At 67.3% G+C, this 14,242-nt stretch carries 11 protein-coding genes and 1 pseudogene; 7 read left to right on the top strand and 5 right to left on the bottom strand.

The features are described 5' to 3' along the window. The first annotated feature begins 141 nt into the window (after positions 1 to 141). Together ACFV2X_RS33280 and ACFV2X_RS33275 are read left to right on the top strand one after the other, a co-directional pair. A protein-coding gene (locus ACFV2X_RS33280) for an IS5 family transposase (protein WP_385623754.1) occupies positions 142 to 938 on the top strand; the annotation gives its coding sequence in 2 pieces (ribosomal slippage) (positions 142 to 475 and positions 475 to 938; 798 coding nt in all). A 434-nt stretch (positions 939 to 1,372) separates the two neighbouring features. Beyond that, on the top strand, positions 1,373 to 1,867 hold the full coding sequence (locus ACFV2X_RS33275) for a hypothetical protein (RefSeq protein WP_385623741.1): 495 nt from the start codon (positions 1,373 to 1,375) through the stop codon (positions 1,865 to 1,867). 174 nt (positions 1,868 to 2,041) lie between these two features. Here the strand turns inward: ACFV2X_RS33275 and ACFV2X_RS33270 are convergent. Both ACFV2X_RS33270 and ACFV2X_RS33265 read right to left on the bottom strand, forming a co-directional pair. Further along, positions 2,042 to 2,257 (bottom strand): annotated as a pseudogene (locus ACFV2X_RS33270) (site-specific integrase); the annotation flags it as partial. Positions 2,258 to 2,711: 454 nt separating this feature from the next. Further along, positions 2,712 to 4,727, bottom strand: a complete 2,016-nt coding sequence (locus ACFV2X_RS33265; protein ID WP_385623738.1) for a right-handed parallel beta-helix repeat-containing protein — start codon at positions 4,725 to 4,727, stop codon at positions 2,712 to 2,714. Between the two features lie 898 nt (positions 4,728 to 5,625). Between ACFV2X_RS33265 and ACFV2X_RS33260 the strand changes: the two genes are divergently transcribed. From ACFV2X_RS33260 to ACFV2X_RS33240, 5 genes are all read left to right on the top strand, one after another. Beyond that, positions 5,626 to 6,372 carry a FadR/GntR family transcriptional regulator gene (locus tag ACFV2X_RS33260; protein WP_385623752.1) on the top strand — a complete coding sequence of 249 codons (747 nt, stop codon included), beginning with the start codon at positions 5,626 to 5,628 and terminating at the stop codon, positions 6,370 to 6,372. 54 nt (positions 6,373 to 6,426) lie between these two features. Further along, positions 6,427 to 7,731 (top strand): arabinofuranosidase catalytic domain-containing protein, encoded by a 1,305-nt coding sequence (locus ACFV2X_RS33255; RefSeq protein ID WP_385623736.1) that lies wholly within the window; start codon positions 6,427 to 6,429, stop codon positions 7,729 to 7,731. Positions 7,732 to 7,914: 183 nt separating this feature from the next. Next, positions 7,915 to 9,279 carry a glycoside hydrolase family 43 protein gene (locus ACFV2X_RS33250; protein WP_385623749.1) on the top strand — a complete coding sequence of 455 codons (1,365 nt, stop codon included), beginning with the start codon at positions 7,915 to 7,917 and terminating at the stop codon, positions 9,277 to 9,279. A gap of 161 nt (positions 9,280 to 9,440) precedes the next feature. Then, on the top strand, positions 9,441 to 10,358 hold the full coding sequence (locus tag ACFV2X_RS33245; protein ID WP_385623733.1) for an alpha/beta hydrolase: 918 nt from the start codon (positions 9,441 to 9,443) through the stop codon (positions 10,356 to 10,358). A 556-nt stretch (positions 10,359 to 10,914) separates the two neighbouring features. Further along, positions 10,915 to 11,544, top strand: a complete 630-nt coding sequence (locus tag ACFV2X_RS33240) for a GntR family transcriptional regulator (protein WP_385623746.1) — start codon at positions 10,915 to 10,917, stop codon at positions 11,542 to 11,544. On the opposite strand, the gene ACFV2X_RS33235 is transcribed toward ACFV2X_RS33240, so the two are convergent. The 3 genes from ACFV2X_RS33235 to ACFV2X_RS33225 are packed head-to-tail and all read right to left on the bottom strand — an operon-like array spanning position 11,541 to position 14,112. Beyond that, positions 11,541 to 11,906, bottom strand: a complete 366-nt coding sequence (locus ACFV2X_RS33235) for a cupin domain-containing protein (protein WP_385623730.1) — start codon at positions 11,904 to 11,906, stop codon at positions 11,541 to 11,543. The two genes, ACFV2X_RS33240 and ACFV2X_RS33235, sit on opposite strands and share 4 nt — an antisense overlap. Then, the gene (locus tag ACFV2X_RS33230; RefSeq protein WP_385623727.1) at positions 11,903 to 12,694 is read right to left on the bottom strand and encodes a carbon-nitrogen hydrolase family protein; all 792 of its coding nucleotides are present in this window, start codon (positions 12,692 to 12,694) and stop codon (positions 11,903 to 11,905) included. The genes ACFV2X_RS33235 and ACFV2X_RS33230 overlap by 4 nt, the downstream gene beginning before the upstream one ends. Before the next feature lie 47 nt (positions 12,695 to 12,741). Next, positions 12,742 to 14,112, bottom strand: coding sequence for an MFS transporter (locus tag ACFV2X_RS33225; protein ID WP_385623725.1), 1,371 nt, complete (start codon positions 14,110 to 14,112; stop codon positions 12,742 to 12,744). Between the last annotated feature and the right edge of the window lie 130 nt (positions 14,113 to 14,242).

Raw genomic sequence — 14,242 nt, 5'->3', positions numbered from 1 at the left:
GCGTCATCCCCGCAACTACCTGGCCTTTCTCGGACTCGCCGCCGCCATCTGCTGCTACAAGCGCCTCGTCCGCCTCACCACATAGGACACGGTCTTAGAGGTCATCTCATTTGGGAGTACCGGTAGCCTGGCTGTGTGTTGATGGTCGAACGTCTGGTGCCGGACGGGCTGTGGGAGTTGTTCCAGCGGGTGGTTCCGGAGGTGCCGACCCGCCCGCAGGGTGGTGGCCGGCGTCGGTACGGAGATCGTGAGGTGCTGGCCGCGATCATCTTCGTGGCGACCACGGGTTGCACGTGGGCGCAGGTCCCTCCGGTGTTCGGCCCGTCTGGTGCCACCGCTCACCGCCGGTTTATGGAGTGGTCGAAGGCCCGCGTGTGGGCGAAGCTGCATCGCCTGGTCCTGGACGAGCTCGGTTCGCGCGGCGAGCTGGACTGGTCGCGGTGTGCGATCGACTCCGTGAACATGCGGGCCCTGAAAGGGGGGACCTGACGGGCCCGAATCCTGTGGATCGGGGCAAGAAGGGCTCGAAGATCCACTTGATCACTGAGCGGACCGGATTGCCCGTCTCCATCGGCATCTCGGGCGCCAACTTGCACGACAGCCAGGCCCTCGAGCCACTCGTGCGCGGTATCCCGCCCATCCGCTCCCGTCGCGGTCCGCGCCGACGACGGCCGGCCAAGCTCCACGGCGACAAGGGCTACGACTACGACCACCTGCGCCGATGGTTACGTCGGCGCGGCATCCGGCACCGCATCGCCCGCAAAGGCATCGAGTCCTCCAAGCGGCTGGGGCGGCATCGTTGGACCATCGAACGCACGATGGCCTGGCTCGCCGGATGCCGCCGTCTGCACCGCCGCTACGAACGCAAGGCCGTCCACTTCTTGGCCTTCACCAGCATCGCCTGCACCCTCATCTGCTACCACAGACTCGCCAAATGAGATGACCTCTATGTGCTCGCTGGACAGACACCGGTCCTGGTTCACAACAGCAATGGCGGCTGTGGAATTGGCCGGGAGCTGATCGGTGACGAGAGGTCGGATCACATCCTTGATGGCCACAGGTACCCGGGGGCGGCGGGTAAGGACGCTTTCCCGAAGGGGTGGTCCGATGACCGGATTCTGGATGCTGTCGCTGACGTGGTGACGAGTCCAAATAGCCAAAGGACCTGGTACAAGGGATCTGCTGTACATGCCGAGAGAACCCTGAAGACCAGGAAGGGCGAACCTGCGGTTCAAAATGTGATCGGGACCGTGGGAGGGGTGACAATTCTGGTGCGTTACGAACCTCTCACTGGAAAGGTGCTCACTGCGTTCCCGCACTGAGGAAATAGTTCAATCGATCCGTGTGTGGCATCTGCGATGATTGGAGGATCATGGAGAGAGATGCGAGTCTGATGAAAATGTTGCATCGTCTGGATGATCCCGAATGGCCAGAAGCGCCGGCCAACTATAATGCAGCAGATGCTGCAGCTTCATTCAGCCGTCTGGCTGTGCAGGTAGGTTCTCGCTTCTCGACGTCTTGTGAGATCGATCGAGACATCCAGGACTCCGCTCAGTACGGACGAATCGAAGTGCCAGGGGAAGCCACAGTTTGCGGGACGAGGATCGTTGTCCTGGTGAGCAAGTTCAAGCCAGTGGCAATGGTGGCGGCCGATAACCCTGGCGCCTTCTTGGGTACGGATGAAGCGCGCGCTGAAGGCGAGCTCGACGCGAGTGACCTTGAGAAGGTAGAGCAAGCTCTTGCTGGATCGGGGTACGTCACGATTCCGGAAGAACTTCTCACAAGTCGCTATGACGGATCCACTCTTCTACGTTTCCACGGCTCTGGGGAGCCGAGTTGGTGGGACCGGTTCTTCGGTTCTTTCTGATGGATCTCAAGTATCGGGTTCCATAGCGTTGATGCTTACGGGCCGCATGGGATTTGATATCCGATTCGACCCGGATGCACCATGAGAAGGACCATGCAGTGGCAAAGATCAGTCCCGCCGAGCTGTGCTTGGCGGGGCTGATCTGGTGTTTGACGGCAGTAGTTGACGGCAACTTCAGCGGACGCCAGCGGCGCACAGAAGCGGTTCATCGCCGTCGGAGCGTACCGTCTCGGTGGTCTCAGGGCCGACGAACGCGGCGCCGAGGTCGATGGCGTCGCGCCGGAAGCGGAGTCGGACGTGGGCGTAGACGGTGCCGGTGACGCCGATGTGGGCGTGGCCGAGGAGTTCCTTGATCACGACGAGTTCGACGCCCTGTTCCAGGAGCCGCGTAGCGGTATGCCGGTGCGGACGTTACGGGCGAGGTTGCGCGGGATCTCCTCCTCGCGCACCGCTCGCCCCTGAGCGGCAGCGCGTCGCGAAACGCTGGAACGGCGCCACTACGTGGCCTGAACCCCGCCCCGTGGCCGGGCCACCGGCCGGTCCCCGGCGGACCTGAGTGTTCTGGCCGGGGAGGTCGGTGACGCGGCTGGCCCGGTGTGGCCGTTGATCCGGAGCGGGGCCGGATGCCCCGCTCGCAGAGATCGTCTGGGCATTGCCGAGGACTTGAACGTGTGGCTACGGCAGGTGCAGCTCTCCGCACAAGACGGGCGTGTACGTATGGTGCGTGTCACCCCTCGGACACGTACTACGTACTGATGGCCTACAGGCTCTGCCCGGCGCACCACAGCGGCCAGATTCCTGGTCGAGCTGACGCGGGCCTCGCTGGGCGGGACAGACCCTGTCCTCAGCGGACGATGGAGGACCGTAGGCCGGGCTCGATGCCGGCCTGGTCCATGACCTGTCGTGCGGCCGTCGGCCAGTTGCCGCCGCTCACCTGGATGTTTCCGCTCAGGACGTTGTTGTGTGGTGAGCCGGTCGCCACTTGGGTCGCGCCGGTGTTGTACCAGTTCTCCGCGAAAGTGCTGTCGTTGGTGTTGTTGGTGGAACTGGCGTTGGTGAAGGCCCACACCCCGGAGTCCCGGATCACGTTGTGCGACAGTTTCACATAGCGTGAGCCCTCGTCCAGGTAGAGGCCGACGGTGTTGCGGTTGTCGTAGATGTAGTTGCCCTCGATGACGGTGCGGGGGCTCGCTGACAGGTTGTACAGGCTGCCGCCGTCGTGGAAGACCTTCTTGGTGCCGTGGATGAGGTTGTATCGCACGGAGTTGTCGGACAACGTGGTCGGTGTGCGGTAGACCGGTTGGTAGTTGTACAGGCCCCGGTTCCTGTAGTCCGTGCTGCCGCCGGGGTCGTTGGCTCCCCAGCCCCAGCCCCAGCCGACGTCGATACCGTCGTAGGCGAGGTCGGAAACCTCGTTGTGCTCGATGACCGCGTGGGTGACGTAGGTGGACAGAATGCCGGACATGTCCTTGTAGTCTTCGGCGACCCTGGTCACCAGGTTGTTCTTGATCGTGATGTCCTTGTTGACCATCGCGGGGTTGGACGGGTGGTGGGCGTCGGGCTGCACGCCGCCGGCCACGATGCCGGCGCCGGCATCGTCGGCGAAGGTGTTGTGGTGGACGGTGATGTTCGACGCGCCCAGACCGACGCCGGAGGCGTGGGCGTTGGCGTCGTTGCCTATGCCGAGACCTACCTGGCCGAGATGGGTGAAGGTGTTGTCGGTGAAGGTGATGCCGCGCGCGGCCGAGACCTGTACGGCCGCGGGGATCTGGTGCCAGCTGTTACGCGCCGCCTCGAACAGCGGGCAGCCGGACTGGCACGAAGTGAGGAAGTCGTTCGGTTGCTGATGGGCAGCCGCGAGGAAGGTCCCGTTCTGCTGGTTGGCGTAGCCGATCGAGGTGCCCGGCTGGAGCCAGGTGGAGTACTCGAAGCGGATGTGCTGGATGGTGATGTCGTGGGCCGGGTTGTCGTAGGTGCCGCCGATCTGCATCAGCGAGGTGAGCTGTGGCAACTCGACGTCGCTGTCGGCGGGGTTCTTGCCGGCCGGTGCCTTGTAGTAGAGCTGGCCGGCGTCCCCGTCGAGGTACCACTGCCCGGCCGTTTTGAGGAAGGAGTAGGAGTTCTGGAGCATGAGGGTGCCGCCGGCGAAGGGCTTGGCGAGGGTGTCGTAGCCCCAGTTGTTGTTGTTCCACGCCGGCTGCTGCATCGTGATGGTGGTGCCGTCGATGCTCTGGACGGGTGCGAAGCGGTCGGTGAAGGAGTTCTGGCTCTCCACCTCGATCCGGTTCTGCCGGGGCAATGAGGAGAGGTAGTTCAGGGCAGGATTGACGATGGTCAGCCCGGACTTGGTGACCCGGACGTCGTTGCGCGAGATCGTGATCGAGGCGCGGGGTGCGCTGGCGCCGTCGACGTAGAGCTGGCGCGAATCCGCTCCCTTGGGTACTGGTGCGGCGTAGATGTTCGCCGCGGCGTCATGGACTTTCCAGTCGGTCACCCGCAGCGCGCCGGACAGAACGGGGGTCTGCCCGGACCGCCCCCGCCAGGTGACGGTGTGGCCGTTGCGCCCCGAGTCGGCGCCGGTGAGCCGCAATGGTTCCGTCAGGCGGTAAGTGCCGCCCGTCAGCTCCACGACCACGTCGGACGTACCGGACAGGGACCGGGCGAGTTGCCGCGCCCTGGCAAGGGTGGCAACGGGGTGGTCAGCCGTGCCGGCGTTGCGATCATTGCCTCCGTGCGCCACGACGATCCTGGCGATGTCCGCGGTCCCGGCGTCCGCGTGGGCCGTGGACAGCGCGGCCCCGGTGAAGGCCGTGAGGGCCGCGGTGAGGGCGACCAGTGCCTTTCCTGGTTGGCGGAACATGAGCATCCTCGGGGGTGAGAAGGTGAGGTGACAGTGGGCTGGCTGGGGAACGCCCACGCCGTGCGGGCGCCAGCCGGTGCGGCGACAGCGCCAGTCCCACGACGAACAGGACATCGACGGTGGGGGAGAACCGGAAGTTTCTTGCGGCCGTCGGGAAGTTCTGTGTGTCAGGGGTGCGCCAAGCGGTCGGCTCCCGTGGTCGGCCCGCTCACCGGGTCGCCTTGCACCCGTCGGCGTTTGCGTAGTTGACGATCACGTCCTCCCGGGCCGACAGCCTTGAGACGATGCCCTGCCCTTGCCCGCGGTCAGCCCTGGAGTGACCGGCGCCAGGGTGTCCAGGTGGTCCCGCGCTTGCCCACCCACAGGTGGAGCTCCGGAGTGAAGGCGTCACCCGCGGAGCCGACCGGGAGGAATCGACCCCGACCGTTGGATATCTCCTGGCGCCGACCGCGCGGACCTTCGCTGTCATGAGCGACTCCACTCAGTGTTCGTGTCGGCCGGCGGAAGAACGTGGCCCGGCAGGCGGACGCTGCTGCTCCTGCCCGGGCCCGTGACCCAGTCCGGGGCAGGGGCGTACGGGCCTCCCGGAGTACTGCGGACAGAACGTCGACTTGGTCACACATAAAAACTGCCCGTATAGGGCGCAGTCAACGGGATGAGTAAGCCTATTTCCAATATTCTTCGGCGCCGACGACTTGACGATGCAGCTTTACTGCCTCATTTGCGGATAATTCGCTCCGCCGTCTCCGCGAATAGATCGGATACATTTTTCGAATGTGGCGAATATGGCCAGGTATATGCTCTTGAAGGATGGGGCGCGGCTGATCAGCGGGCATATGCCCCCTGCTCTGGAGGAGGTAAGCGGTTGGACGGGAAGCCCGTACCGGCGACCGGCCACATGACGCCCTCGCCGCGGCGCCATGCCGAGTCGACGAGCGCCTACCGCCCCGGGTACGAGCTCGTGGCCGAGCAGATCCTCCAGCTCATCGCCGAGTTGCAGTTGCATCCGGGCGACCGGATGCCGACGGAGAACGAGTTGGCCTCCCGCCTGGGCACGAGCCGCACGGTGGTGCGGGAGGCGGTGAAGATCCTCTCTGCGATCGGGCGGGTGCGCGTGCAGAAGGGGCGCGGCCTCTATGTGTCGGACGACGAGGGCCTGCTGGGCTCCTCGCGCTGGGGAAGCCCCTTCCTGCCGACCGACCTGGAGCACGTCTACCAGCTCTTCGAGTTCCGGCGAGTACAGGAAGCCGCAGCAAGCCGGTTGGCCGCCACCCGGGCGACACCTGCCGAGTTGCGTGCCATCGAGGCCGCGGAAGAGATGTGCCGGGAGGGGTATGTGACGAGGCAGCGGGCGTTGTTCGACCGCGGTGACGACGACTTCCACATCGGCATCGCCACCGCCTCACACAACCCGTTCCTCGTCGCGGCGGTACGCGAGGCGCGCCGGCTGCAGCGCCAGTCCAGCACGATCGGACTGCACGGCACGGTCGGCGGCCATGCCGCGGAAGCCGTGGAGGAACACGCCGCGATCTGCCGGGCCATCAGGGACGGCGATCCGGAGGCGGCGGCTCGGGCCGCCATGACCCATCTTGACAACACCCTCGAGGACTACCGGCGTGAGATCCAGCGCCGGGTCTTCGGCTGACCTGGCCGACCGGTCGCGGCCGGCGGGTCGCCATCCCTCTCGTCACCGAAAGGGTTGACAAACCTCAGGGCCGCTCTACGATCCTGCCTATCCGAGAGTACGACCAATGTTCGAGATCTCGAATATCACGCTGCTCGTGGGCTCCGCAGACACGCGCACAGACGGTCGTCTTGTCATGTGCATGGTCTGACAGTGTCCGCGACGTGGCCGCTCACCGCGCCATCGTCGACACGTCCCTCCAGGAGGAGAGCCATGCAGCCTTCGTCAGCATCCCCGTCCGCGCCACAGCGCCGCAGGCGGCATTCGCCCGTGGGTGTTGCCGCACGCTCGGCGCTGATGTCGATCGCAGTGCTGGCGACCGTGGCCACCTGGCCGGTGTCGGCGTCGGCAGCCGGCACCGGGCCGTGCGACATCTACGCCTCGGGTGGAACCCCGTGTGTGGCCGCGCACAGTACGGTCCGCGCGCTCTACGGATCCTATGGGGGCAACCTGTACCAGGTCAGGCGTTCGTCGGACAACGCCACCCGGGACATCGGCGTCCTCGGCGCCGGTGGCGTCGCCAACGCTGCTGCCCAGGACTCGTTCTGTTCCGGCGCCACCTGCGTGATAACCGTCGTCTACGACCAGTCCGGACGCGGCAACCACCTGTGGTACCAAGGGTCCAGCCAGGTCCCCGGCTCCACTCAGAGCAGCCCCGCGAAGGCGACTTCCGAATCCCTGACGGCCGGCGGCAGCAAGGCCTATTCCCTGTACATCAACCCCGGCAACAGTTACTGGCGCGACGGCCACGCCACCGGCATCCCCACTGGCAGCAGCCCCGAGGGCATGTACATGGTGACGAGCGGCAAGCACGTCAACAACGGCTGCTGCTTCGACTACGGCAACAGCGAGACCACGCGGAAGGCGGATGCCGCCGGTGCCATGGACGCCATCAACTTCAGCACCTCGTGCTGGTTCGGCGGATGTTCCGGCAGCGGCCCGTGGGTCCAGGCGGACCTCGAATGGGGTCTGTACCCGGGTGGAAGCCAGTCCTGGAACCCCAAGCAGCGGGCCTTCACCAGCAAGTTTGTCACCGCCACCCTGAAGAACAACGGCACTTCCCGCTTCGCCATCAAGGGCAGCGACGCCCAGTCCGGCAGCCTGACCACCCTTTGGGACGGCACCCTGCCCAGCGGTTACAGCCCCATGAAGAAGCAGGGCGCCATCGTCCTGGGCAGCGGGGGCGACTGCTGCAAGCCCGGCGGCGGCGCCAACCTCAGCGCCGGCACCTTCTACGAGGGCGCCATGGTCGCGGGCTATCCGTCCGACCAGACAGAGAACGCCGTCCAGGCCAACGTGGTCGCCGCCGGCTACCGCTGACCAGCTCGTTCCGACTCGGAGCCGGCCGCCGCCCTCGTCCTGGTCGCGGCGGGGACCCTCTCGGCTGTCGATCCTCTGCGCCAACCAGTGCCTCTGGAGCCGACGATGACCTACGCCCGACCGCTTTCGCCAGCGTTACCGCTCTCGACCAGCAGGAGACTCGGACGAGCAGTCACCTGGGTGGTGGGGTTCATGCTGGCCTTCGCCGTCCCCGCCGTCGTCCAGCCCACCGCGGCAAGGGCGGACAACCCGATCGTGCAGACCATCTACACCGCCGATCCCGCGCCGCTGGTCCACAACGGCCGGGTCTACCTCTACACCGGGCACGACGAGGACAACTCCACCAACTACACCATGAAGGAATGGCGGGTGTGGTCCTCCGACGACATGGTCAACTGGACCGATCACGGCTCCCCGCTCGCCCTGACCTCCTTCAGCTGGGCATCCACCAACGCCTGGGCGGGACAGGCCGTCTACCGCAACGGCAAGTTCTACTGGTACGTGCCGGTGACGAACCGCTCGACCGGCCGGATGGCCATCGGCGTGGCGGTGGCCGACAGCCCCACTGGGCCGTTCCGCGACGCCCTCGGTCATCCGCTGGTGGAGAACGGCCAGTTCGACCCGACGGTCTTCATTGACGATGACGGCCAGGCATACCTGTACTGGGGCAACCCGGACCTGTGGTACGTCAAGCTGAACGCAGACATGACCTCCTACTCGGGCAGCCCCACCAAGATCCCGCTCACCACCGCGGGCTTCGGTACCCGTACGGGAGACGCCAATCGGCCCACCCTGTTCGAAGAAGGCCCCTGGGTCTACAAGCGCAACGGCCTGTACTACATCGTCTTCGCGGCCAAGTGCTGCTCGGAGTTCATCGCCTATTCGACCGCCCCTGGCCCGACCGGGCCGTGGACCTACAGAGGCACGGTCATGCCCACGCAAGGTGGCAGCTTCACCAATCACCCGGGGATCACCGACTTCAAGGGAAGTTCATACTTCTTCTACCACAACGGCGCCCTCCCGGGCGGGGGCGGCTTCACGCGCTCCGTCGCGGTTGAGAAGTTCTCCTACAAGTCCGATGGCACGATCCCGACGATCAACATGAGCAACGCCGGGACGCCTCAGGTCGGCACGCTCGATCCGTACACACGTCAGGAAGCCGAGACGATCGCCTGGGAGTCCGGAGTCGAGACCGAACCGTCCGGCGAGGGAGGGCTGAACGTCGGATACATCGACAACGGCGACTACATCAAGGTCAAGGGCGTCGGGTTCGGTGCGGGTGCGTCGTCCTTCACGGCACGTGTGGCCTCGGCGGTCGACGGCAGCGCCGTCGAACTGCGCCTGGGCGGCCCCAGCGGGACGGTGGCGGGCCGGTGCAGTGTGCCGAACACCGGTGGGTGGCAGACCTGGACGACGGTGTCCTGCCCGGTCAGCGGCGCGACGGGCACCCGGGACCTGTATCTGAGGTTCACCGGTGGCAGTGGCTATCTCCTCAACATGAATTGGTGGCGGTTCACCGCCGCCTTTGCCGCGACAGCTTCGAAGTAGCGCCGCCAAGGTGCTGCCCATCCGCCGCGGGACAGGAGCGGCATCCGTTTTCGGGCCGGAGCCGCAGCCCGGCCCGTACGACAGCGAGTGATCGCTCACAGGCTCAGGCGACTGAGCCCGGCAACCACATCACCCCCCTCATCCACAACCAGGAGTCATCGATGTCGATACGACGGCGTACCTTCCTCGGCACGGCCGCAGCGGCGGGCGTGGGCTTGTCCGCGCTCGGCGGCACAGCGGTCGCCGGCACCCTGGCACCCCCGACGGCCTCCCCGCGGCAGGCGCCCACCCAGAAGTTCGCCATCGGGGTACGGCAGTTCAACTGGTCCCGCGGCGGACGCCAGCTCCTCACCAAGATCTTCTACCCGGCCGCCACCGGCAACCCGGGCGGCAACCCCATCCCGGACGCCCCCATCGCAAGCGGCGTCTTCCCCATCGCCGAGTGGAGCCACGGCATGGGGTGCAACTCCGACTGCTACTCCTCGCAGACCCACGACCTGGCCGCCGCCGGCTTCATCTGCCCCGCTCCCTCGTTCTCCGACAACAGCAACATCGGCAGCGTCTACAACGGCAACTGGTCGAAAGACGTCTCCGAGGTCCTCACCCGGACACTGGCGCTGAACAGCGCCTCGGGCAGCCCATTCGCCGGACACATCGACACCCAGGCCGGTGTCGGGGTATCCGGCCACTCGATGGGCGGTATGACCACCCACGGCCTGCTCACCGCCTGGCCGGACAACCGCATCGTCGCCGCCGTCCCGGTCGCCTGCGTGGACATGGGCAACCCCGCCGGCCTCCACGCCAAGGTGCTGTTCATCCACGGCAGCAACGACGGGACCTGCAACATCAACTCGGCGCGGCAGGCGTACAACGAACTCCCCGCGCCGAAGGCGTTCCTCACTCAGAACGGTGCCGACCACGGCTCGTTCCTGACTCCGCAATACCCGTACTACGCCCAGACCGAGAACACCTTCCTGGACTGGTTCCGCTGGGGCCTGTACGGCGACACCGCCGCCCGTGACCGCCTTCGGGGCGACGCCACCAGCAACGGAACTTCCTGGGTCGCGGCCCTGGGATAGCCATGAACGAGCCATGAACGGCAACTCGCCGCCCGACTCGGAAACACCCGCGTGGACACCAGAGAGTCACACTTCTTCCGTCACCTGAGACACCTGGGCATCCGTCGAGCGGCGTCTGGCCCGGCACGCCCCGAACGCAGCCCGGCCACCGGCTCCTTCCGCTTCCGGACGGCGTGGTGCCGACTGACCCCGCGCGGGAGTCGTGGCTCTGATGCCGTACGGGGTGGTGGGCAGCGGCGTTGCGCATGCCGCCCCGGCGGCAGCCTCCGGTACCGGCCAGTTCCACGGAGTGAACTGGCCGGACCACCGTGACAACTCCATCACCGGTCCGAACACTCCCCGTCGGATTATCGACATCGGACGACTACGCGACCGCGTATACGAAGTTCACCGCGATTCTCAAGGGCTGCGCGGCCACGCCGACCGTGCCGTGCTGACCGAGTTCGGGGTCCCCCTGAACACAGCCGCTCTCACCGCGGGCCCTTGCGCGACGGACATCGCCGGCCCGCGTGGTAGCGTCTGTATACGCTATGTATGCGAGCTTCTGGGGGTTGCGGTGGCGTCCGGTCGGGAGACGGCGTACGCGTATCTGAAGGACACGGTTCTGACCGATCCCAGCATGCAGGGGGCGTTCCTGTCCGAGCAGGAGATCGCCGACCGGATCGGGGTCTCCCGCACCCCCATCCGGGAAGCGCTGCTCCTGCTCGCCGCCGAGGACCTGGTCGAACTCGTGCCCAAGCGGGGCGCCCGGGTGTCGCCGCTGACGGGGCGGGACATCAGGGAGCTGATGGAGCTGCGGGGCATCGTGGAGCGATATGCCGCGCAGCAGCTCGTCACCGCCGGACGGGTGCCGGTGCAGGAGCTGCGGTCGCTGCTGGAGCGGCAGGATGAACTCACCGGGCCCGGCCAGGCCCGGGAGTTCATCGCGGTGGACCACCAGTTCCACGCGGCGCTGGTGTCGGCCGTGGGAAACACGTTGCTGGACCGGCACTACGAAGGCTTGCGCAGCCGCCAGGTCCGGGCCGGGGTTGTGGCCGTGTTCAACCAGCAAGGGCGACAGGAGGCGGTGCTGAAGGAGCACCGGGCCATCGTGGACGCCCTTGCCGCCGGTGACGCCGGGCAGGCGTGCGCCGCCATCGACCATCACCTGCAGTCGACGCTCACGGTGCTGCTCGAGGGCTACTAGCCGGTGGTCCGGGATACCGGTGGTCCGGGATAGGTGATCACGAGCATCGTGACGCCGTTCTCGGAGGTCCACGGGCCGTGCGGCATACCGGGCGGGCGGCAGGCGTACATGCCCGCCGTGAAGGTCTCGCCGAGCGTCAGGTCGTGCAGCGCCCCGTCGACGAGGTAGACCTCCTCCCAGAAGTCGTGGCGTGTCACGCCCTGCGCCGAGGTGTCGGTGCCGGGCGCCCAGTGGACCAGAACGGTCCGGCCGCCGCCGTCGGGGTCGTCGGCCAGCACGCGTTCCCGTACGCCCGGACCGGTCTCCGCGGTAGTGGTCCACGGCCCGGCGGGCAGGTGGAATTCCAGCTCCGGCTTGCTCACTGCCATACCTCCGGCCGCCTGTTGGCCAGCACCGATGTGTTCTTCCGTACGGCCGTGACCTCGTCGATGCCGAGGTCGGCGACCAGCAGATCCGGTTCGGCGTCCAGGGCGTGCCGCACGGTTCCGTCGGGGCCGACGATCCGGCTGTGCCCGATACCGGTCGGCGCGCTTCCCGGGGCGGTGCCGGGGTCGGCCTGGTCGACGGCGGCCAGCCAGAGGGTGGCGTCCAGGGCCCGTGCCCGCACCAGCAGCTCCCACTGGTCGAGCTTGCCGGGCCCGGCTCCCCAGGAGGCCGCCAGCAGTGTCGCGGACGCCCCGGCGTCGGCATGTGCCCGGAACAGCTCTGGGAAGCGGACGTCGTAGCAGGTGGCCAGCCCCAGCCGTACGCCGTCCACATCCATGACGGTGGTCCGCGAGCCCGCGGCGACGGTGTCGGACTCACGGTAGCCGAAGGCGTCGTAGAGGTGGATCTTGTCGTACGACGTCTCGACGCCGGGGCCGGTGGCCAGCAGGGTGTTGGTCACCTTGCCGCCGTCTGCCGGGGTGAACATACCGGCCACGATGACGGTGCCGGTGGCCCTGGCGATCTCCCGTACTCCGTCGGCCCACGGTCCGTGCAGGGGTTCGGCGAGCGGTGCCAGTGGGGTGCCGAAGCAGGCCATCGAGGCCTCGGGGAAGACGACGACACGGGCTCCGGCGTCCGCGGCGCGCTGTGCCCATTCCTCGATGAGCCGCAGGTTCTTCCCCGGATCCGGGCCGGTGGTGAGCTGGCTCAGGGCGATCCGCATACTTCCTCCTCAGTGGGTCGGACGGCAGTGGGTCGGGCGGCAGGCGGTCAGACGGCAGTACGTCGGACGGCGTCCGGCGTGGCCTGCGCGGCCGGTGTGGCGAGCAGGGCGTCCTCGTCGACGGCGGCGTCGGGATCGCGGCCCAGGAACACCCCCGCTAGGGAGACGGCCGCGGCGACGGCGATGTAGAGGGCCAGCGGCAGCCAGCTGCCGTAGGCGCTCAGCAGGGTGGTGAACAGCAGCGGGGCGACGGCGCCGCCGATGATGCCGGCCAGGGTGTACGCCAGCGATGAGCCGGTGTAGCGCAGCCGGGGCGAGAACTGCTCGGCGATGAAGGCGGCCTGCGGCCCGTACAGGAAGCAGTGGATCACGAGGCCCACCACGACGCCGAGCGCCAGCGGGATCCAGCTGCCGCCGCCGATCATCGGGAAGAACAGGAACGGCCACACACCGGCGGCCACCGCGGCACAGCCGTACAGCACGCGACGGTTGATCCGGTCGGAGACGGCACCGGCCAGTGGCATCAGGAAGACCTGCAGCGAGGAGCCGATGAGGACGGCCGCGAGGGCGGAACCGCGCGACATGCCCAGTTCCCCGGTGGCGTACGTCAGGACGAAGACGGTGAACATGGCGTACAGCACGTCGGGGCCGACGCGACAGAGGATCGCGGCGAGCAGGGCGCGGGGCTGGGTGGTGAGGACTTCGCGGATCGGCGCCTCGGGCCGGGACTGCTCGGCCTCCATCGCCTTGAAGACGGGGGTCTCCTCCAGCTTCGCCCTGATCCACAGGCCGAAGGCGACGAGGGCGCCGGAGAGCAGGAAGGCCACCCGCCAGCCCCATGCCTCGAACTGCGCCTCGGTCAGCAGCGCGCCGAGGGCGGCCAGGACGCCGTTGGCCAGGAGGTTGCCCGCCGGCGGGCCCACCTGCGCGGCGGAGGCGTAGAAGCCGCGGCGGCGCGGGTCTCCGAACTCGCTGGACAGCAGCACCGCACCGCCCCACTCGCCGCCGACGCCCACGCCCTGCGCGAACCGCAGCACGACCAGGGCGATCGGGGCGGCGACCCCGATCGTGGAGTACGTGGGCAGGACGCCGATCAGGAAGGTGGCCACGCCGATCAGGACCAGTGTGGCGATCAGCACCTTCTTGCGGCCGATCACATCGCCGAGTCGGCCGAAGACGACCCCGCCCAGCGGGCGCGAGAGGTAGCCAACCGCGTACGTGGAGAAGGCCAGCAGCGTGCCGGTGAGTGGGTCCTCCGAAGGGAAGAAGAGATCGCCGAAGACCAGGGCCGCCGCGGCGGAGTAGACGGCGAAGTCGTACCACTCCAGGGCTGTGCCGGTCAGGCTCGCGACGAAGGCCCGGCGGACGCCGGAGCGCCTCTCGGAGGCCCTCGGACCGTCCTTGGTGGTGTCGTGCATGGTGCCCATCCTTGCTCGGAGACATCGACCTTCCGGCATACTTCTTGTATACAGGTCGTATGCGCAAGCCCTGCGCAAGAAGTTAACCGCGGAGAAATCCACCACCGCGGACCGTCACCCGAACTCTGGG

It is taken from the genome of Streptomyces sp. NPDC059679 (genome assembly GCF_042734105.1).
GTDB lineage: Bacteria > Actinomycetota > Actinomycetes > Streptomycetales > Streptomycetaceae > Streptomyces.
The sequence above is the reverse complement of the archived record's forward strand: the minus strand, read 5'-3'. Positions and strand labels throughout refer to the sequence as shown.

What these genes read in the sequence shown, in the direction of transcription:
- ACFV2X_RS33260 (WP_385623752.1), top strand. Translation starts at nt 5,626, where the DNA reads ATGACGCCCTCGCCGCGGCGCCATGCCGAGTCGACGAGCGCCTACCGC.
- ACFV2X_RS33245 (WP_385623733.1), top strand. Translation starts at nt 9,441, where the DNA reads ATGTCGATACGACGGCGTACCTTCCTCGGCACGGCCGCAGCGGCGGGC.
- ACFV2X_RS33230 (WP_385623727.1), bottom strand. Translation starts at nt 12,694, where the DNA reads ATGCGGATCGCCCTGAGCCAGCTCACCACCGGCCCGGATCCGGGGAAG.
- ACFV2X_RS33225 (WP_385623725.1), bottom strand. Translation starts at nt 14,112, where the DNA reads ATGCACGACACCACCAAGGACGGTCCGAGGGCCTCCGAGAGGCGCTCC.
- ACFV2X_RS33265 (WP_385623738.1), bottom strand. Translation starts at nt 4,727, where the DNA reads ATGTTCCGCCAACCAGGAAAGGCACTGGTCGCCCTCACCGCGGCCCTC.
- ACFV2X_RS33275 (WP_385623741.1), top strand. Translation starts at nt 1,373, where the DNA reads ATGGAGAGAGATGCGAGTCTGATGAAAATGTTGCATCGTCTGGATGAT.